Here is a 21,627-nt window from a genome sequence, read left to right as displayed (position 1 = left end):
CCTCTATGATTTAACGGCATAAGAAACAGATTCAAAAATCAGTTTACATAATGGAATCAAACGCATATATTAAAATGGTGATTTAATATTTCGATGACATAAAATGTCCGATAAAGGTAGGATAGCAAAATGAGACTCTATAATTACAAATTACTCTACTTAGCGTTAATTCCTTTTTTGATATCATATGCGCCCGCGAGATCTGAAACGATTACCTACAATGGTGGACCTCAACATACCGGCAAATACAATTCATCTCCCTTGACTGACCAAGGAAAACTAAAATGGAAATTCGCCGTTGAAAAGGGCATTTCTTCGCCACCACTGGTTAATAAAGGCGTAGTGTATTTTGCGGACTGGAACGGGACGTTATATGCGGTAGAATTATCTACCGGTTCTGAGATATGGAAAATTTATGTTGGCCCCAAGGGCATTAATGGTCCGCCCACAATTATAGATACAATTGCCTTTTGGGGATGCGGTGAAGGCAGCCTATACGCTATCCATATAGATTCCGGCCGCATAATTTGGAAAATGGATGCCGATGGTGTTAAGGCTGGGCGAGACGCGGCAATCTGCTTTCCTCCTTTAATCTACGAGGGCCGTGCCTTTTGTACAAGTCACGATAGCACCATGTACGCTATCAATATTCAAAACGGAGAAGTTTCGGGCCGCTTCCACACCGAGAATGGCATGTGTGCCAGTCCGTCTCTCTGGAATACTACAGTTTTTATTACGGACTGGAGTGGTAATGTATATGCTCTTGACCCTGTGTCACTATCTGAAAAGTGGCGGTTCAAGGCAAAGAAAAAAATCTATCACTCGCCAGCCATCTCAGATGGTATAGGATTTGTTAGCAGCCATGATAAACATGTTTATGCAATTGATCTAACAAACGGCAAAGAATTATGGAATTTTGAATCTGATGGTCCAATTAGCGGCGACCCCGCGATTTCCCATGGAATAGTGTTCTTTAATACGCTTTTTAGTCATTTATATGCGCTTGACTCTAAAACCGGTAAAGTAATCTGGGATTTAGCTTCTGAAGGTAAAGTCTATTCCAAACCTGCTATTGCGGGAGATGTATTATATTTTGGCTCCGGAGACAAAAATCTTTATGCCTTAGAGGTTAAGACCGGCAAAATACTATGGAAGTATCAAACTGAAGATATGGTCTGTTATCCAAGCATTTATAATGGTAATGTCCTTTTCGGAAGCGGAACGCATTTATACGTTTTAGAGTAATTTTATAGCGGGAATATCTGGAAATTTTTAAGATTAGCAAATATTATCCCACTATTCGCGATAGGCAATTTATTCCTTGACAATTTATGCCGCCAGTAACTATTTTGGCGCTTACAACAATTGATTTATTTGATTTTATACGCCTCCATACGAGGTTTTGCCCCCATTCAATTGCAATCCGTTACGATAAATCGATTTATGCCTGCTTTAAGCTACACATTTCTTTTTTGCTTTATAAATATTCAAGTCGTTAATTAATTTTAAGGTCATTCGTTAATAATCAACGTCTTGAACAGATTTGAGTCGATAAGATCAATTCCAATGATTTGATTGTTAATCTAAATATATATTACCAATTGTCGATATAGTAATTATGTAAATAGTCGCAATGTATTTGGGGGTGGATTTTGCGTATTCGAAACAGTATTCCTGATAATAACAATATTTTCATTATCAATACTCAAATAATTGTAAGTCTTGATAAATATCAAACTTCAGGGATAATTGATTATGTATAGTTTTAAGAATATATTCAAAAAGGATAGACCATTTTTGTATTTGACAATCATACTCACTATAAATTGGGTGACATTAATATGGTTAGGATGGATTGCTTATCATATGGATGATCATTTAAGGATTAGTGAAGAGCATGTGCGAATAGAAAATTTGAGGGGTATAATAATACATTTGGATGAAGTGCTGACAATGTCTGCCAAGATGGCGGCGGCTACAAATGATCTAAAATGGGAGAAGCGATATCGAAAATATGAAATTGAACTTGATGCTGCCATAAAGGAAGCAATTGCTATCTCATCTTCTATATTGGATGACAAATCGGCTCGAATGACTGATTCGGCCAACATTAAACTGGTTGCGATGGAAAATCAAGCCTTTGAATTGATCAGCCAAAATCGAGCATTTGACGCCCTGACGGTCTTAAACAGCGATGAATATAATAAGCAAAAGGTAATATATTCCAAAGGTATGGCTCAGCTCGATAAGTCCCTTCATTTTTACATAAATGCTGAAAATATCCATCTAAAAAGCAACTTTAAGATAATATTAATAGCGATTTTAATTGTCTTCCCGCTTTTGATGGTCGGCTGGATTTATGTCTTTCGAATCGTAAACAGATGGGAAGCTGTAATCGCCAAGAGCAATATTATTCTTGAAGAACGGACCCGGGAATTGGCATTATTAAACAGATCATTGGATAATAAGGTGATAGAACGCACCAAAGAATTGGAATATTCTAAGACGCAGGCTATAAAAATGAAGGAGACGGCGGAACGGGCAAAGCAGAAGGCAGAACAGTCGGAAAAAGCAATTTTTCAGAAGTCCTTTATGTTGGGCGAAAGAATCAAAGAGTTAAATTGTCTTATTGAAATCTCTAAGTTAAAAGAACGCATGGACATACCCTTTGAGGGCTTTCTTAGGTCGGTGGTAGATTTGATTCCTCCAGCCTGGCAGTATCCTGATATTACGGCTGCAAAAATATCAATTAATGGCACGATAGGCACAACCGATGATTTTGGCAAAACAGATTTCATTCAGAGTAGTGACATTATGGCCGCCGGTTCTAAAATAGGCATAATCGAAGTATGTTACCTGAAAGAAAAAGCTGAGTTCGATGAGGGTCCTTTTTTAAAGGAAGAGAGACATCTTTTGGATACCATCGCACGTGAGATCGCAGATTATTATACACGTCTTGAAGTTAATAAAGCTCTTTCCGCGAGCACAGCTCGTTATATGGCAATGATAAACACCGTCCCAGCCATAATGTATATAGAAGATATTGACCATTGCTTTGTAGAAGTCAATCAGGCGTTTTGTGATTTTGTGGGGAAACCCCGTGATGAAATTATTGGCAAGAATGTTCTCGATTTATTCCCAGAGGATATTGCAGAGCAGTATCATCAAGACGATAAAATCGCCATGGATGAAGACAGGACAATAACGAGTCAGGAAAAAGCAATCCTCATATCTGGCAAACAGATTAAATGGATAGCATCTACAAAAGTGCCTTTACACGATAGACAGGGATCAGTTGAAGGAGTAGTCGGTTTAATCCAGGATGTAACCGAAAATCACTTCAGTCGTGAGCAGTTAATGCAGACTGATAAATTGGCAGCCATAGGAACTCTCGCTGCCGGAGTCGCTCACGAAATAAATAATCCCATTGGATTTATTAACTCCAATCTCAATACAATGGATAAATACCTGCAGGTCATTAACAAATATGTTAAGCCAGCAGAAAGTCCGGATACTGAAGAACAAAATCAAATCAGTGAAATAATGGATGATTTTAAAGATGCGATCGCTGAATCGATGGAGGGAACCGAACGCGTAAAAAAAATAGTCGCTGATCTTAAAAGTTTTTCACGTGTTGACAAGGTAGAAAAAGATTATGCCTGTATCAATGAAGGACTGGAGAGTACCCTTAACATCGTCTGGAATGAACTAAAATATAAATGTACCGTTGAAAAAGATTTCGGGAATATTCCGGAAATTTCTTGCATGGCGAATCAATTAAATCAAGTATTTATGAATCTGCTGATAAATGCCGGGCAGGCAATTTCGGAATCGGGCACTATCTATATAAAAACCTGGGCAGAATACAAAAATATCTTTATTTCAATTAGAGATACCGGACAGGGAATTCCTCCTGAAAAAATTTCCCGAATTTTTGAACCCTTTTTTACGACTAAAGATGTTGGCAAGGGCACGGGGCTGGGATTGAGTTTGAGTTATGATATAATTCAGAAGCATGGTGGCGATATTAATGTACATAGTGATTTGGGAATTGGCACTGAATTTATAATTTCATTACCGATGGAAGGGCGATTGGAGGAGCAGCATGCCTGATTGCAGGACAATTTTAATTGTGGATGATGAATTGAATGTTCTCAAATCACTGAAAAGGTTACTTTTGGGGAACGATTATAAATTACTTACGGCAACAAGCGGAAAAGACGGTTTGGACATTCTTAAAGAAAATAAAGTACAAATCGTGATATCTGATTATCGCATGCCCGAAATGACCGGCGTGGAATTTTTGAATATCGTTAAGGATAAATATCCGGATACGATTCGAATGATACTGAGCGGTTATGCCGATGTTAGCGCCGTTGTTGAAGCAATTAACGAAGGCCATGTATATAAATTTATTGGCAAACCATGGAATGATCAGGAAGTCATAACTACTATAATGAGAGCATTTGAACAGCAACAACTCAGCTCTTATGTTGATAAATTAAATATTGAGCTTCAAAATCGAAATCAGGAATTGGAATTATTGACAAAATCATTGGAAGAGAAGGTGGCTCATCGGACACGCGATCTGGAGATGAAGAATCGTGCCCTGATTGTGGCTCAAAACATTCTTAATCGTTTACCGACCGGCGTAATGGGGATCGATTCTGATATGACGGTCGTTTATATGAATAATTCTCTGGGCGATTTTATAGACACATCAGAATTAAATCTCGGCCAATCCCTGGACGGAGCTATTGACAAATATATCCTTAAATTGATCACTGAATCAATTACCAACCAGAAGATTAAAGGCTGCCGGATTGATTCTGAAAGCATGATCATCATGATTTGTACACCGCTAACCAATAACGCGGGTATGATATGCACTTTTTACAATGGTTTTACGGAAAATCATGATTGCCTCGCGATTGACAAAGCCTTAACGGAAAGGGAGACAATTGGCTAATAAGTTTATGCATACCATTTTGGTTGTGGATGATGAAGAAGGGGTTCTAAAATCTTTACGCCGCCTTTTAAAATCACCTAAGGTCAAGGTAATTACGGCCACAAGTGGACGCGAAGCCATAGAGCATCTTAAGAATAATAATATCTCCCTGATTATTTCAGATCAACGGATGCCCGAAATGACCGGGGTTCAATTTCTGAATAAGGCCCGTGATATTTCCCCGGAAACGATTAGAATATTATTGACCGGTTATGCCGATATTGATGCTACCATAGAAGCCATAAATGACGGCGCCGTGCGGTATTATTTCAATAAACCATGGGATAATGATATATTTACAAGTCGTATAAGTGAATCACTGGAACAATTCAGAATTACCGCTGAAAACAACCGCCTGAAAATTCTTACTGAACAACAGAAAGAAATATTATCTAAAATGAATGAAACCCTCGAGCAAAAGGTCTCTGATCAGGTCCATCAAATCAAAATTCAACACAAGGAATTGCATCGTTCCTTCATGGATACAATAAAGGCAATATCATCAATTTGTGAATTGCGGTTTAAAGAAGTAGGCAGTCATTCTCAGAGAGTTGCTGCGATGGCAAAGGAATTCCTGAATCTCCTTAAAATCAATAAAAAAGAGTATCAAGACATTATCGTGGCGGCTTTATTACACGATATCGGAAAAGTGGCAATTCCTGATGAAATAATTGACAAAAAACCGATTCATTATACTGACCGGGATAAAGAAATTCTCATGACTCATTCTGTTTTAGGACAAAGCTGTCTATGCGGAATAAAGGGTTTTGAAGAGATCAGTATTATTGTCCGCCATCATCATGAAAATTATGACGGCGGCGGCTCACCTGATAGTATCAGAGGAGATGGGATACCGCTGGGAGCGCGAATTATTAGAATTGCAGATGCCTTTGATCGCGTCGCCTTTGTGTCCGGTTACCCGGATATGAAACGGCTGAACTCGGCAACGGCACACCTTCTGGAATACACCGGCTCAAAATATTGCCCGGATTTATTAAGATTATTTATCGAAAACAACATATGCAAAATATACTTTCAGGATGATTATGCGGATGAGTATATGGTCAAGCCGGGTGATTTGAAACAGGGCATGGTTATCGCAGGGGATGTTCATACAAAAAGTGGATTGTTCGTAATTCCCAAAGGCGCCAGACTTTCGAGTGGAATGATAAAGCGAATAATTAAGATGGATAAATGTGACCCTATTACCAAAGGCATCAAAATTATAAAGCAGATAAATCATGAGGATAATCATGAAATACCACAACATATTATTGGTTGATGATTCACCTAATGTATTAAAAGCGTTGAAACGTATTTTTCGATTAACGGCAGGTTACACGATATTTTCCGCCGAATCGGGTCACGAGGCACTGGGAATTTTGGAAAACCATGAGATTGATATTTTGATTACTGATGAAAACATGCCTAAAATGACGGGAACCGAGCTTTTGAACACCATTAGGGTTTTATATCCGCAAGTTATTAGATTTATGCTTACAGGACAATCTGATATTGAAATTGCAAAAAAGGCAATTAACAATGGTGAAATATATCGGTTTTTCACTAAACCCTGCGATGATTTTGAATTACTAATTGCTGTTCGGTACGCTCTCGAAAGAAAAAACCTTGAAATTGAAAACGCAAAATTACAGGAAATTGTCAAGAGACAAGAAAATACTCTTAGAAATATTGCCAGTCAACATCCCGAATTACTAAAGTTATAAGGCGGGGATAGTAACTATGTATAGGTGGCGAATGCAATGAACGTTAAAAACCCGAATCAGTTCAATGAGTCTAATGTCAATAGAAATGTTAAAAGCAGTATTGATAATGAATTGCTGAATGATAAGTCGATATTAGAAGATAGATTAGATTGCACACCTGATAAAGAAGCAAATAACCGCCCAATACAAACTACGATCCCCCAAAATAGGGAGATCATTGAATTTGAAAAACATGTCGATCGCTGTCTTTCAATGATCTTACATTATAAGGAAGTCCGGATAATCGCCAAAGTTATAAAGGAAATCCATCAAAAGCAATTAAAGGAAGAATAATTGTATGGTGCAGGATGTTAAAAATTGTATCACTGATTTGAGAGGGTTACCCTCACAGCCGGTTGTTATTCAAAAATTACAAGCTCTAATGACCAAACAAAATGCAAATAGCCATGAGGTCGCCAGAATTATTGAAACTGATCAGGGATTCACCGCTCGAGTATTAAAGCTTGTCAATTCATCATTCTATGGATTACCCCGGAGCATATCATCTGTGGACGAAGCCATCACTATCTTAGGTTTTAATTCAGTACATCAATTACTCTTAACCACATCAATATTGAATTCAATTAAAATAGAAGACGAATCCTTTGAGTTATCCGAGTTTTGGAAACATTCTTTTGCCGTTGGTGTAATCGCCAAACATTTGCTGGCAAAAAGATCTAAGGATGAACAGGACGAAGCATTTATCAGCGGTGTATTGCATGATATAGGTAAATTAATCATGGTCAACAATGATTCGGTAAAATTTGCAGAATTTTTTTCAGGTAAAGAAAAGGCAACTAATTTGAAAGAGGAAAACGAATATTTTGGAATGGATCACCAGTCGCTCGGAGAATTACTGGCCAAAAAATGGAATTTTCCTGAAAAGATTCGCATAACTATCGGTTCACATCATCAACCGATAATGGATTCGGAAAACACACGATTGATAGCATGTGTATATATCTCCGATATTATTGCGCATGCTATGGATATTGGGAATAGCGGTACTTATTATATATCAGAATTTTCCTGTGAAGCATGGAAGATTTTGGATATTAAGATGGATGATTTAAAATCATTCTTGTCAAAAGCATGTTTTGAGATAAACGAAACCGAACAATTGCTCTCTGACCTTAATTAGGCAAAGATATATACTGAATTAAAAGGACAAACATTAGCTATGACGCCGGAAGTATTACAAAAAAAAGAAAAACAATCAAATCTGGTTTCTGATTCCCAATTAACTGCGCCTGATATTCAAAGAGCAAGTAAAACTGAAGCAAATTCACTTACTCCGGAAAACACACACAAGCATAGTGTTCTTTTAGTAGATGATGAGATTCACGTTTTAAAAGCTCTCAAACGAGTTTTTGCCAGCGAAGATTATAATATTCTGACCGCCGAAAATGCCGCTAATGCTCTCGATATTCTTACTCAAAATAGTGTAACATTAATTATTAGTGATCAAAGAATGCCTCAAATGTCGGGAACCGAACTTTTGAGAATTATAAGAGAGAGATACCCGAAAATTATTAGAATAATGTTAACAGGAAATTCGGACACCGATACGGTTATGCAAGCCGTCAATAATGGGGCCGTCTATAAATTTATAACCAAGCCATGGAATGATAATGATTTACTCTTAACTATTCGGCTTGCACTCAAACAATACGATTTGATTCAGGAAAATGCCGCTCTTAAAAAAATCAGCAGAGACAAAGAAAAAGAGATAGCAAAACTAAAACAGTTTGCCGGAGCAAAAAAATCGACTCTCAGCTCGGCGCTGGCTTCAAAAGGGCAACTCGCTCCCGGACAAATCGAAATGCTCGAAAAATATTGTGCCAAAAACAATTGTGCCCTGGTCAAAGGTATAATCGAGTTGGGAATGATTGACGAATCCGAACTATTTCGATTTGTTTATCTGGAATGTAAGACTGAGCATATAGTTCTGGAAAAATCTACTCTTGATATCAAACTTGCCAAGCTTTTCCCCAGAGAAATCTGCGAAGCTGGTTGCTTTGTACCGGTTAATTTGAAAAGTAACAATCTCCTGATTGCTATGGCAGATCCATTAGATTTAATGCAAATTGATTATTTGAGTTTTAAAACACAATACAATATACAAACCCGCTTGGCACAAATAAGCGAAATAGATAATGCGATAAAATATATTTATTATGATTTTGAAAATGATGGTGTTGATTATTTGGATGATTTAGAATTTGGTGATGGTTACGATAAAATAGATGTTTTATTGGATGATGAGGTTGTGGAAACTCCCGAACAGCTCATGAAAAATTCCGAGTCACCGTCTGCCATAAAAATGGCAAATGCAATTGTTTCCGATGCCATAAAAATCGGCGCCAGCGATATCCATATTGAGCCAAAACCCAAATACTCATTGGTGCGATATCGAGTTGACGGACTTCTGCAAACTAAAATCAAATACCCATCTGTTTTGCATTCACCAACCGTATCAAGGCTTAAAATACTTGCCAAAATTGATATTACCGAGCGAAGAATTCCGCAGGACGGCAGAATCAGTGTTAAAACCTGTGATAAAATAATTGACATCAGAATGTCAACTATGCCGACTATTTATGGTGAAAAAATAGTATGTCGTTTGCTGGATAAAACTGCATCAATATGGACTCTCGATAAAATCGGTATATCCGGCGAGTTATTTAAAAGATTAGAAAATATCATCAATATTCCCCAAGGCTTGATAATTGCAACCGGCCCTACCGGAAGCGGAAAAACAACCTCCCTTTATTCTATGATGAATGAGAGATCCTCACCCACCCTAAACATGGTAACAATTGAAGATCCGGTAGAATACCTCATGGATGATGCAGCACAGGTTCATATTCATGAGAAAATCGGTTTAACGTTTGCAGCCACTCTACGATCTGCATTAAGACAAGATCCGGATATTATTCTTGTTGGCGAAATTAGAGACTATGAGACCGCCATGGCGGCGTTTCAAGCGTCAATGACTGGTCATCTGGTCTTCACTACTCTGCATACAAATAGTACAATAGCTACTATAAGTAGATTGTTGCACATTGGTATTGAACCCTTTCTGGTGGCATCAGCGGTTAATGGGATATTTGCCCAGAGGTTGGCAAGAAGAATATGCCCGTATTGCAAAGATCTACAAGCATATGATAGGGAACTGATTACTAAGCTGGGAGTTACTGACCGTCAAATGCCCGATGAACTTTTCTATGGCAAAGGTTGCGAACATTGCAACCAGACAGGATTCATTGGGAGAATAGGCATATTTGAGATATTTCAAATGACCGAGGAATTTCGCCAATTTCTGACTACTAACTTTAAGGAAACGGAACTTTCTCATATGGCACATGAACTTGGTATGGAGACATTATTAGATGATGCTATAAACAAAGTTAAAGAAGGGGTCACTACACTGGAAGAAATACTTCGTATTTTGGGCCCCACAGCAGAATATGAAATCAATTGCCCGAAATGTAATTATAAACTTGATCCTGATTTTCTCAATTGTCCCCAATGCGGATTGGCACAAAAGATCTTATGTAAAAGCTGCAAATCCCAACTTTTGGCGGAATGGAAATTATGCCCACACTGCGGAATAGATAATCCATTCGCATCGAAAAAATAGCTGCAACTGTGGCTTAGATTTCAACTACACATGTCCGAATTGTCTGACGACGTACAGTCTTTAATAATCGAGAAGTACAAGAATGCCCGAAGCAAAGAGGTTTCTGCTGCGTCCGTAAACATAGAATTGGCGTGCCTGAAACATATGTTCACGAAGGCCATAGAATGGGACATCGTTGTCGATAATCCAGTGAAGCGAGTTAAGCTTTTCAGGGAAAACTCCGGTAGGATTCGGTACTTAACGAAGCCAGAAATTCAGCGATTATTAAGTGAATGTCCAGACCGCTTACTACCGATAGTAATAATGGCTATTTATACGGGTATGCGGCTCGGAGAGATTTTGAACTTAGGATGGGAAGACATTGACTTTAACCAAAAGACAATATATATTCTGGATTCAAAAAGCGGATATGGCCGAGATATACCGATGTCGGAGCCAATAATGTTTGCGATTAAAGGTATGCCGAAAAGAACTGAGTACATATTCACGAGACCAAACGGTAAGCAGATAAATGATTTTCGTACTGCTTATGCCAATGCGCTCAAAAAGGTGAATATCGAAGATTTCACTTTTCATGATCTGAGACATACATTCGCCTCTCATCTCGTAATGAATGGAACGGATTTGTTCACGGTAAAAGAGTTGATCGGGCATCAGACAATAGAGATGACACTTAGATATTCACACCTCAGTCCGGAGCATAAAAGGCATGCAGTGGAGTCTTTGAAGTATTTCAATGGACACTATTTGGACACCCGAAAGGAATCACTGAAGCAATCATCTACGTAACTTATTGATACACAACAATGCCGGAGTGGTGAAACTGGTAGACGCAGGGGACTCAAAATCCCCCGGTGGCAACACTGTGTCGGTTCGAGTCCGACCTCCGGCATTTTATTCATTTCTCACAGGAAAATATATAGATTATTCACACTCACACGGCCCATCACCAGCACGAAATATATGATTTATCAGCCAGACCGCATCGAATACACTAACGCTCTCATCGCAATTGACATTAGACGCCTGAATCGGTTCTGGAGCCAGCCCGCCCCTGAAAATATGATTTATAAGATATACCGCGTCAGACACATTGACTCTTCCATCGCCATTGACGTTCCCACATAGATATTCTATTATTTTTGCCAGATAGAAACTTGAACCATTCACAAATGATGTGCTCGTGCCAACCATGGCGAAACCGCCGTCGGCAGTCGCGACAACGGACCTGCCATGATCGTCATCAACTCCTCCAACGGTATAGACCCAGAGTGAATCGCCTTCCGAGTCTAACTTGATAAAGTTGAAATCCCGCCGATGAGAGGATACCCATATCCACCCCCCAACCATTAACCCACCGTCCGGAGTTGGCACTATAGAATAGTTTTTTTCATTGGCAACATATCGCGAGATTGATTTTGACCAGATGGTATTTCCTTCAAAATCTACTTTTAATACATGTCCGGCCGCTCTGGCCTGGCCCGTCATAACTATTCCATCATCTACTTTACAGACGCCGTTCAACTCGTCATAATGATCGGTCAATACATAGGTTGAATCCCATAATTTAGTTCCCCACTGATCAGTTCTGAATACTCTATAATCATAATTCGAAGTGTAGGGTTGGTCATTGTGACCGGCAACGATAAATCCACCATCCGGCATCTCGGTTATGAATTTACCATCCTGATATCCAAACTCGCCATAATGATAAGCCCAGATATAATCCCCGTCTTTTGTTAATCTCAAAATAAACGCCTGGTTTGAGTATGATATGTTTATTACTCCGGTGATGGCATAACCGCTGTCTAATGTTTGAACGGCATAGAGAGGATAACCGTTTCCATCCAACTGAATAAACGGATAAGTCCATGTCGTGTCCCCGACGGAATCCGTTTTAACAATCCAGACGCGGTTATCCCGGGGCGAAGAAAATGCGTCGCTATATGCGCTTATCAGATAACCTCCGTCAAATGTCTGGATAACATGGAAACCCGTTTCATGATGACTATCGCCTATCAATTTTGACCATTCCAGACTGCCGTCACGATCGGTTTTAATCAGGTTAATGTCGAATTGTGTCTCACCTTCTATCTGAGCGCATCCGACCATAACAAAACCGCTATCATGTGTTTCCTGAATGCAGTTTACCGAATCGAAATATCCTTTCCAGTAATTCCTTGTCCAGACGGTATCAACGCTTTGCGCAAAGGTGATCTTTAGTGGCGATAATATTATGACTAATATCAGGAATAACTCGAAAATGACGCTCATTAGTAGATTCATTCTTCCCCTTAATTTCCGTAAAAGTAATTGTTGTTATATTAAATATACCGCAAAGTAAAAAATATGTCAATATCTCAATTCTCGTTAATACCCGATCGAACAACCGTCTTTCCGCGGATCGGAACCTCCAAAATAGCGCAGGGGGTTATCTTCGCGCCAAATTCCTTGATATCCGCCATAAACCCCTTCATCCGGCAATATTCGATGCCCTAAATCCTCAAGTCCTTGCTTGATATTTTCGGGAAGATGCCGCTCCAATCCAACCCTTCCTCCATCACTTGATTTTATTCCCGTCGGTGTTGAACTCCCAAAATGACAAATGCGAGGCTGTTCGCCTGCCTGCTGGGGCGACATTCCAAAATCAATAATATTCATCAATACTTGCGCCTGTCCCTGAGGCTGAAAATCACCCCCCATGACTCCAAATGAAAAAACCGGTTTTCCGTCTCGGGTCACAAATCCCGGCATTATTGTATTGAACGGCCTCTTATGCGGTTCATATTTATTAAAATCATTTGGATTTAATGAAAACAGGTGTCCCCTGTTCTGGAGAGCAAATCCGAGTTTATCTGGTACCATTTGAGAACCGAAACCATGATATATGCTTTGGATAAGAGATATCATGTTACCATCCTTATCGGCGGCCGTTAAATAAATAGTATCGGACATTCGATCCCCCGCTGATAATTTACTCAAAGCCCGATTCGGATTAATTAATGCCGCTCTTGCCCTCGCGTATTCCTTCGATATAAGTTCTTCCAGAGGGATTTTAGCGAAATCCATATCGGCATAATAAATGGCCCTGTCTTCATAAGCCAGCTTCTTGGCCTCGATTAAAAGATGTAAATGCTCGACCGAATTTGGTTTCAGCGATCCGATATCAAAAGTGTCCAAAATATTCAATATCTGTAAAGCCGCTATCCCCTGACAATTGGGCGGAATTTCCCGAATATCATAACCTCTATAATTCGAAGTGACCGGCTCAATCCACTCCATTGTATACTCATTAAAATCTTTCAATGAAAGACGTCCGCCGTTGGCTTCCGAAAAACGGACTATTCTTTCGGCAATCTCTCCTTGATAGAAAGAATCGATTCCATCTCTCAATAATATTCCATAAAAATCGACGAGACCGGAATTCCTGAATATTTCCCCAAACCCCGGCGTTTGCCTCCCGGGGGCAAATGTCTCACTAAGAGAAAGATACTCCGTCGACTTTACTTTTTCCCAACTCCGAGATATAACCGGCGATACCGGAAAGCCATCTTCGGCATAGTCGATTGCCGCCTCAAACAATTTATCATAATTTAGGTTTGCGAACTTTTTACGCAACGCCTCCCAACCGCTAACGCATCCCGGAACGCTCCACGATAATGGACCATACAGTGGAATTTCCTTTAATCCCAGATCATGAAAGTCAGAAAGCTCTAGATTAAATGGCGACCGTCCGCTGGCATTGAGGCCATATAGCCTTTTATCTCTTTCCAACCATACTATCGCGAATAAATCACCCCCCGGCCCGCAACTCATCGGCTCCACAACACTCAATACGGCGTTGGCGCAAATCGCGGCGTCTATGGCATTCCCGCCTGATTTCAAAATATCAATCCCGGCCATACTGGCCAATGGCTGACTGGTGCAAACAATGCCGTTCCGGCATACAACCGTCGATCTATTCTGATTCCTGTTTTTCAGAATATTAGTGTCGATATTCATTTAAATCATTTCCTTATGATTCCGTTTTCAAGACAATCAAGATAAGAATAGACAAACGAAAGCTGCAGTTTATTAAATCCGATTATTTACTTCTGATCTCTTTTCTTCAACTCCCGGAGGATTTTTTCCGCCGTGATAGGCAGCTCTTTAATTTGAATTCCAATGGCATCAGAGATAGCGTTGGCGATAGCGCCGATAACCGGCAAAGTCGATCCTTCTCCGACTTCCTTTGCTCCAAACGGCCCCTGCGGTTCATATGAATCAACAATATTACTATCAATAGGCGGAACATCCTTGGCCGTGGGTATCAAATAATCATGCAGGTTGGGATTTAAAATATTGCCTTTTTCATCGAACTGCATATCCTCCAGCAGAGTTTCACCCAGCATCATGGCGATAGCTCCCTCCGCCTGACCCTCAACCGCCATCGGATTAATCGGAGTACCGACATCATGAGCGTCGGTAAACTTAACGACTTTCACCCGTCCCGTTTCAATGTCAACATCAACCTCACAGACGCAGGCGGTAAATGAATAAGCCGGCGATGTACCCACTGTTGCTCCCTTAAAATCACCACCTAATCCTTCCGGGGGAGAATAATGCCCCCTTCCCAAAAGCGGTCCGTTTTCTGAAAAATACTTCGCCGCCACTTCATGCCATGCAGTCCAATTATCTTCATTACCCTTTTCATAAACTCGATTCTTCCTTATATCAATTTTGTTAACAGGCAATTCCATCATTCCCGAGGCCGTTTTTATCATCTGCTTCTTGACATCTTCTCCGGCCATCTTGGCGGCATTGCCACCCATCAGTGTTACTCGCGACGAATATGCCCCGAATCCAAGTGGCGTTAAATCCGTGTCGGCATATACGATCTTTATTTTGTCGAATGTTATTCCCATGGCTTCGGCCGCTATCTGCGGCAAGATCGTCGATGAACCCTGGCCGATCTCTGTTTCCCCGGTGTATAGCGTCACCGTATGTCCATCTTCACTGACTTTAATTACGGCGTTCGAATGAGGGAATTTTGAGCGGTAAATCGGATAACCGGCGCCGCTGACAAAACCGCCGCAGCCAATTCCAATGCCTTTACCAAAAGGCAGCTTACCCCATTTTTCATCCCAGCCGCTGCGCTTTCGAACCGTTTCAAGACAAGCTTTCAATTCGCATGACCCTATATCAAGATCATTAATGGTTCTGGTATCGGGATCCATGGCGTTTTTCATCCGAACATCAATCGGGTCCAATCCGAGTTCAACCGCCATTCTGGTCATCAGGCTTTCAAAAGCGAATCTCGGATGGGGACATCCATGCCCCCGCATCGCTCCGCAGGCCGGTAGATTCGTGTTTACTCTATATCCATCAAATTTGAAATTGGGTATTTTATATAGAGTCGGCACCATCGCTCCGGCATAATAAACCGCGACTACACCGTACGAACTATAGGCCCCGCCTTCCAGAATTGCCTTTTCTTTAACGGCAGTAATCGTACCATCTTTTTTCATACCGATTTTTAAATCGATAATTTGTTTATGCCGTCCCCGGCAATGATAAAACATCTCCGACCGGGTATAACGCATCTTAACCGGCTGGCCGCATTTTTTGGATAACAGAGCCGCGCAAATTTCCAAAGGATTCGTTTCGGCCTTACCTCCAAATCCACCGCCGCAATACGTTCCGATAATCCTGATATCACCGTCGGGCATATCCAGAAGACGCGACAATTGATAACGCACATAATGGACAACCTGCGATGTCGTATAGACTGTCACCCGTTCGTCTCCACCCCATTCGGCGACTGCGCAATGCGGCTCCATCGGACTTTGATAGGTGCGATTCCCGGAATACGAATCGGACATAACCAGATCGGCTTCTTCAAATCCCTTCTCTACATCTCCAAAATTCCAATCAACCCGGGTATTAATGTTATTGGGATATTTCTTGTGGACAACCGGAGCGCCTTCTTTCATGGCCTCATGCGGGTCAAAGACCGGTTCCAGTTCCTCATATTCAACGTCGATTAATTCCATCGCCTTCAGGCACGTCTCTTCATCAACGGCAGCGATGGCCGCCACCTCATCGCCCACATGGCGAACCTTTTCCTTGGCCAGAATATGCTCATCGTAGCGCGCCGGGCTGACACCATACATGGTATCGGTTACATCGGTTCCGACTAAGATGGCCTTGACACCTTCAATTTCAAGAGCCTTGCTGATATCTATACTTTTTATCCTCGCGTGGGCGTATGGGCTCGTCAGGATTTTGCCCCAGAGCATATTGGGTAATTTGATATCATCGGGATATTTTGCTCTTCCTGTAACTTTCTCATACGCGTCTTTCCTCGAAAATCGCCCGCCCACTACTTCTTTGCCTTCCGGGAGTGTCACGGTTCGAGTGGCATTTTCTCTGTATTTTTTCCAATGTTGAATAGCTTCGACTATTTTGGTATATCCTGTACAACGACACAGCGTCCCGCTTAACGCCTCTCGGATTTCATCTTCCGCCGGATCAGGATTATTATCAAGCAATGCCTTAGTCGTCAGAACCATTGCCGGGGTGCAGAAACCGCATTGAATTGCGCCTTCCTCGATAAACGCGCGCTGCACCGGATGTAATTTATCACCAATAGCCAGGCCCTCGATTGTAACGATTTCCTTGCCCTCAGCCTCCAATGCGAGTATCAAACATGTATTCATCGGTTGATTATCAATCAAAACCGTACAGCATCCGCAATCTCCCGCCCCGCATCCATTTTTGACTCCGGTTAATCCGATCTGTTCGCGCAATACATCAAGAAGCGTGGTCGCACCCGTTACCGGAACCGTATGTCTATTTCCATTAACTTTGAGCTCTAATAAATATTTTACGGCCATCTCTTCGTCTATTCCATTTCTATTTTGATTCAATCAAATCACGAACCCGGCTTAGCGCTCGCACGGTTAATACACGGACCAGATCTCGTCGATATTCATCACTGCCCCGCAAATCGGTAATCGGCATGGCTTCAGTGCTGGCGATTTGCGCCGCGTTTGAAATCGCATCATCATCCAATTGTTTTCTAACCAGTGACGCGCCCGCTTTCCTGGCTGCCAACGGTATCGGAGCCACTGAACCCATTACAATCCGCGACATCCGGCAAACATCACCGTCCATTTCGATATAGGCGGCAATACTGGCCACAGCCAGAGAATTGGCCGCCCTCCGTCGAAATTTTTGATAATTTCCCGCCGCATTCGGAGGTTTCATTGGAATAATAATTTGAGTCAAAATCTCATTTTCTTCTCGGACCGTTTCACGATTCCCGATAAAATAATCTCCGAGAGGTATCGTGCGCCGTCCCTTAACCGAAACCAGTTCCACTTCGGCTCCAAGTGAAATCAAGACCGGCGGAAAATCGCCGCAGGGAACGGCGCTGCAAATATTGCCCGCGATCGTTGCCCGATTGCGAATTTGAGGCGATGCAAACTTTACAACCATGCGTGACAGCTCGGGCAAGTATTCATTTATTACTGGTGAGTTTTCTACCTCTGTGGCCGTGCATCCCGCGCCAATAACGATTGAATTATCCTGCTGGTAAATTTCTCGCAATTCCGCCAATTCCGAAATGGAAATAACGTTTTCCGCACGACGCAGTTCGGTATCGAAATCGACTACAAGATCCGTACCCCCGGCAAGGATACGGGAATTCGGCAACTCTTCCAAAAGTCTGCAGGCGTTTTCAACACTTCCCGCCTTGTGATAATCATAATTACTCATAAATTATTCATCCATTGAGGTTACTTATCAAGAATGATATAGTACTTATCCTACAAATCTTCGACGCAATATAGAGCATACAATAAGGAATGCCAAATATTATAGTCCAATTTCACGATTCCAGGTTACATATAGAAAATTGGCAAAGCCTCTTTCATTTCTTGTATAAAATCTTCCCCCCCACTATTGTATAAAGAACTTCACAATTAGAAATTTCATCCTCCTGAACCGTCATGATATCATTGGACAAAACAACCATATCAGCCAACTTACCGGGTGTGATTGAGCCTTTAATATCCTCGTCATACGACGCATAAGCGGCATTTATCGTATACGACTTCAGGGCTTCTTCCCGGGTCATTTTTTGATCCGGATAAAATAGCGAGCCGTCCGGCAGTTTCCGTGTCACCGAAGCGTAAAAACATTCCAGCGGATTTACATTTTCAACCGGAGTATCGGTACCGTTGACAATCTTCGCTCCCGAATTTATTAACGTACGCCACACATACGCGCCTTCCTCAATCCGTTTATCGTCGAGCCGTTTATTTACCCAGGGACCATCGGACGTGCAATGGATTCCCTGCATTGAGGCTATTACCCCCAATTGTCCAAATCTTGGAATATCATCCGGATGCAAATGCTGCGCGTGTTCAATTCGCCAGCGCAAATCTTTACCGCCCGCAATGGCTCCCTCGTAAATATCCAGAGTTTCCCGATTACCTCTATCTCCGATAGCATGAGTACACAATTGAAATCCATTTTCGACAGCCAATCGAGCCGTTTCCCGCATATCCTCGATAGTTTCGGTATTTAGACCGGTACTCGTCGGGATATCAATATAAGGCTCCAAAAGCCAGGCTCCGTGCGAACCCAACGCGCCGTCTATCACCCGTTTTATTGAGCGCACCGTTAAATGATTATTTCCATATCCGATTATCTTATAATCCCCAAGACAACCGATTAAGCTATCATATTTTTCCCCGATCATTGCGTTTATTCGGATATTTAATATTCCCCGATCAATTAATTCCTTATAAAAATCAATAGTCCTGAATGTTACTCCCGCGTCGTGAAAACCGGTAACCCCATTGGCCAAACATTCCTCAACGGCCAATTGCACCGCCTTGAGCCGCTCGGCCTCAATTTCTTCTTCAGAGCGATTATCATAATATCCCTTGTAAGGATCATAGATCAGGTCTTCTGCCGTTTCACGAAATACACCGATCGGATTTCCCTTTGCGTCCCGGACTATTTCACCGCCTTTCGGATCAGGAGTATTTCTATCGATACCGGCCAATTCCAAAGCTTTGGCATTGGCAATTACCGAATGACCGCTGGCATGTTCAAGAAGCACCCGATTGTCAGGAGATACTTCGCTCAATTCCGTATGATAAGGCAGCCCGTTAACATTCGGATTTGGTATCTCATCCCATTTATCCTGATGCCACCCGCGCCCCAGTATCCATTCCCCGGGTTGAGCCTCGTCAACCGCTTTGCGAACCATCTCAACAATTTCATTCCAGTTTTTAGCTTCGGCCAATCTCAGTTTCATGCGGCTTCGTCCCAAACCCATAAAGTGCCCATGTCCTTCTATAAACCCGGGTATTACCAGTTTGCCTTCAAGATCAATTGTTTGAGTATAGGACCCCACATAAGCCTGGATGTCCCTACTCTTGCCAATCGCTATTATTTTGTCACCTTTGGCCGCGACCGCCTCGACCTGTGGGTTATTCTCATCGACCGTCACAATTTTACCATTTAGCAAAACTAAATCAGCTATTTCCGGCGATGTACCACATGAATTCAGGATCAACAGTATCGCGGCAAAGATAATCGGACCAATCAATCTTAATTTAGATAGACAATTTTTTCTATTCATTTATTTCTCCCTGTATTCAATTTAAATTCATTTACTATAAAATGGTTTCCATTTTTCAGCCGATGGTTTTTCCGTAATCAGGCTCCCGATAATCAAACAAAAAAGAGAAATACCCAGTGCCGGATAAACCGTTGGAATATCGAACGGCTGATTTCCAAATTCCCAGATTAGGGTTACCAGCATACCGGATGCGATAGAACTCACTCCCCCCGCGGCCGTAGCCCGCTTCCAGAAAAACGCCCCCAGTAACGCCGGTGTGATACCCACACCGTACATAGTGTAAGCGTAAATCGCCATCTCCAAAATTTTTGTAAAATATCTAACCTGCACAAAAGCGATCACTCCCAATAACACGACAACTATACGCAGATATAAGACCATTTGCTTTTGAGATATATCAGGATTAATAAATCGTTGATATATGTCCCGCATCACGTTCGTCGCCGGCACAAGCAAAAACGAATCTGCCGTCGATACAATAACGGCGACTATCGCCGCCAGGCATAAGCATCCGATTAATAGCGGCAAACCAAATCGCACCGAATGCAATATTACCATTTCCGATTCGATATCGGTAAACAGCGCGCTTCCTATTATGGCCAATACTACAATTAGCGTCTCGACGATAATCGTTCCGATAATCCATCCAATAACAGCTCTTTTGGCCGTATTTTCATTACGAGCCGAAAAAAACCTTTGATACATACCCGATTCACCCAGGAGTAATAACATTGTCGGGAGCGAATAAGCCAGTGCCTCGAATAAAGTCAGTTTTCCCAGAGGCTCAAAATGAGTCTCCGGCAAACGTGCCATCACCCCGCTCCATCCTCCGGCGTTATCAAGGAAAAAAGGTAGTGCGACGAAAAACCCGACAACCATGATTATGCCGTTGACGACATCGGTATAGGCGACCGATATCATTCCGGCCAGGACAGTGTAGCCGATTACAAACAGAGCCGTAATGATTATCCCCTGGTCCACCGATATTCCTGTTACCAGATTCAACACCATTCCACCGGCCCGAAACTGATAACTGACGATTGCCGTATATGCGATAATCGTCACAATCGTTCCCAACACCCGTGCCCATTTGTTATAGCGTGCTTCCAGAATGTCCGGCACCGTGTATTGCGCGAAAGCCCGCACCCGTCCGGCAATGAAATAAAGGATGATCAATGCGACCCAAACTCCGGCGTTAAACCAAAGCGCCGGCATACCGTTATCATACGCCAATCCCGCACCGGCAATAATAGAACCGGAACCAATCCAGGTTGCCAGAAGCGTCCCTATCAGAACTTTCGAAGACAGCCTGCGCCCCGCTACCATAAAATCATCCTGTGATTTTACATATTTACTGCGATAAGCGCCGACTCCGATTAAAATTAGCAAATAGGCAATTATAACCCAAAAATAGATCATAGCGCCTTTCCCATTAATCTAAAGCACCGATTTTATAAAATACCGTATACAACGTATCATAAAAACTGAAGATACGCATTTTTTCAGTCATAAATCAAGTCTTGGTATACCTATATATACAAAAACGGCCCTCCTCTAATTCCAGGCCGGTAAT

At 41.7% G+C, this 21,627-nt stretch carries 15 protein-coding genes and 1 tRNA gene; 10 read left to right on the top strand and 6 right to left on the bottom strand.

Annotation, left to right across the window (positions count from 1 at the left end; translation table 11 throughout):
• Positions 1-129: 129 nt before the first annotated feature.
• From V3V99_03835 to V3V99_03790, 10 genes are all read left to right on the top strand, one after another.
• Positions 130-1,245, top strand: a complete 1,116-nt coding sequence (locus V3V99_03835) for a PQQ-binding-like beta-propeller repeat protein (protein MEE9441777.1) — start codon at positions 130-132, stop codon at positions 1,243-1,245.
• A 621-nt stretch (positions 1,246-1,866) separates the two neighbouring features.
• On the top strand, positions 1,867-4,113 hold the full coding sequence (locus V3V99_03830) for an ATP-binding protein (GenBank protein MEE9441776.1): 2,247 nt from the start codon (positions 1,867-1,869) through the stop codon (positions 4,111-4,113).
• Positions 4,106-4,969 carry a response regulator gene (locus V3V99_03825; protein MEE9441775.1) on the top strand — a complete coding sequence of 288 codons (864 nt, stop codon included), beginning with the start codon at positions 4,106-4,108 and terminating at the stop codon, positions 4,967-4,969. Before V3V99_03830 ends, V3V99_03825 begins: the two co-directional genes overlap by 8 nt.
• Entirely contained in the window at positions 4,962-6,290 is a 1,329-nt protein-coding gene (locus tag V3V99_03820; protein MEE9441774.1) for an HD domain-containing phosphohydrolase, read from the top strand. The genes V3V99_03825 and V3V99_03820 overlap by 8 nt, the downstream gene beginning before the upstream one ends.
• Positions 6,262-6,735 carry a response regulator gene (locus V3V99_03815; protein MEE9441773.1) on the top strand — a complete coding sequence of 158 codons (474 nt, stop codon included), beginning with the start codon at positions 6,262-6,264 and terminating at the stop codon, positions 6,733-6,735. Before V3V99_03820 ends, V3V99_03815 begins: the two co-directional genes overlap by 29 nt.
• Positions 6,736-6,771: 36 nt before the next feature.
• Positions 6,772-7,068, top strand: a complete 297-nt coding sequence (locus V3V99_03810) for a hypothetical protein (protein MEE9441772.1) — start codon at positions 6,772-6,774, stop codon at positions 7,066-7,068.
• A 4-nt stretch (positions 7,069-7,072) separates the two neighbouring features.
• On the top strand, positions 7,073-7,915 hold the full coding sequence (locus V3V99_03805) for an HDOD domain-containing protein (protein ID MEE9441771.1): 843 nt from the start codon (positions 7,073-7,075) through the stop codon (positions 7,913-7,915).
• Positions 7,916-7,954: 39 nt separating this feature from the next.
• Positions 7,955-10,417 carry an ATPase, T2SS/T4P/T4SS family gene (locus V3V99_03800; GenBank protein MEE9441770.1) on the top strand — a complete coding sequence of 821 codons (2,463 nt, stop codon included), beginning with the start codon at positions 7,955-7,957 and terminating at the stop codon, positions 10,415-10,417.
• A 30-nt stretch (positions 10,418-10,447) separates the two neighbouring features.
• Positions 10,448-11,206 (top strand): site-specific integrase, encoded by a 759-nt coding sequence (locus V3V99_03795; GenBank protein MEE9441769.1) that lies wholly within the window; start codon positions 10,448-10,450, stop codon positions 11,204-11,206.
• 19 nt (positions 11,207-11,225) lie between these two features.
• A tRNA-Leu gene (locus V3V99_03790) sits at positions 11,226-11,309 on the top strand.
• Between the two features lie 32 nt (positions 11,310-11,341).
• On the opposite strand, the gene V3V99_03785 is transcribed toward V3V99_03790, so the two are convergent.
• The 6 genes from V3V99_03785 to V3V99_03760 form a co-directional block, all read right to left on the bottom strand.
• A complete protein-coding gene (locus tag V3V99_03785; GenBank protein ID MEE9441768.1) occupies positions 11,342-12,703 on the bottom strand; it encodes a dockerin type I repeat-containing protein in 1,362 nt (453 codons plus the stop codon).
• An 84-nt stretch (positions 12,704-12,787) separates the two neighbouring features.
• Positions 12,788-14,419, bottom strand: a complete 1,632-nt coding sequence (locus V3V99_03780) for a gamma-glutamyltransferase family protein (GenBank protein ID MEE9441767.1) — start codon at positions 14,417-14,419, stop codon at positions 12,788-12,790.
• A gap of 86 nt (positions 14,420-14,505) precedes the next feature.
• Entirely contained in the window at positions 14,506-17,325 is a 2,820-nt protein-coding gene (locus V3V99_03775) for a molybdopterin cofactor-binding domain-containing protein (GenBank protein ID MEE9441766.1), read from the bottom strand.
• Positions 17,312-18,175: a xanthine dehydrogenase family protein subunit M gene (locus V3V99_03770; GenBank protein MEE9441765.1), complete on the bottom strand. Its 864-nt coding sequence runs from the start codon at positions 18,173-18,175 to the stop codon at positions 17,312-17,314. The genes V3V99_03775 and V3V99_03770 overlap by 14 nt, the downstream gene beginning before the upstream one ends.
• Positions 18,176-18,329: 154 nt before the next feature.
• Positions 18,330-20,054, bottom strand: coding sequence for an amidohydrolase (locus V3V99_03765; GenBank protein MEE9441764.1), 1,725 nt, complete (start codon positions 20,052-20,054; stop codon positions 18,330-18,332).
• A gap of 27 nt (positions 20,055-20,081) precedes the next feature.
• Positions 20,082-21,473 carry a sodium:solute symporter family protein gene (locus V3V99_03760; protein MEE9441763.1) on the bottom strand — a complete coding sequence of 464 codons (1,392 nt, stop codon included), beginning with the start codon at positions 21,471-21,473 and terminating at the stop codon, positions 20,082-20,084.
• Between the last annotated feature and the right edge of the window lie 154 nt (positions 21,474-21,627).

It is taken from the genome of Candidatus Zixiibacteriota bacterium (assembly GCA_036480375.1).
Taxonomy (GTDB): Bacteria; Zixibacteria; MSB-5A5; order GN15; family JAAZOE01; genus JAZGGI01.
This window is presented reverse-complemented; position numbering and strand designations above follow the sequence as displayed.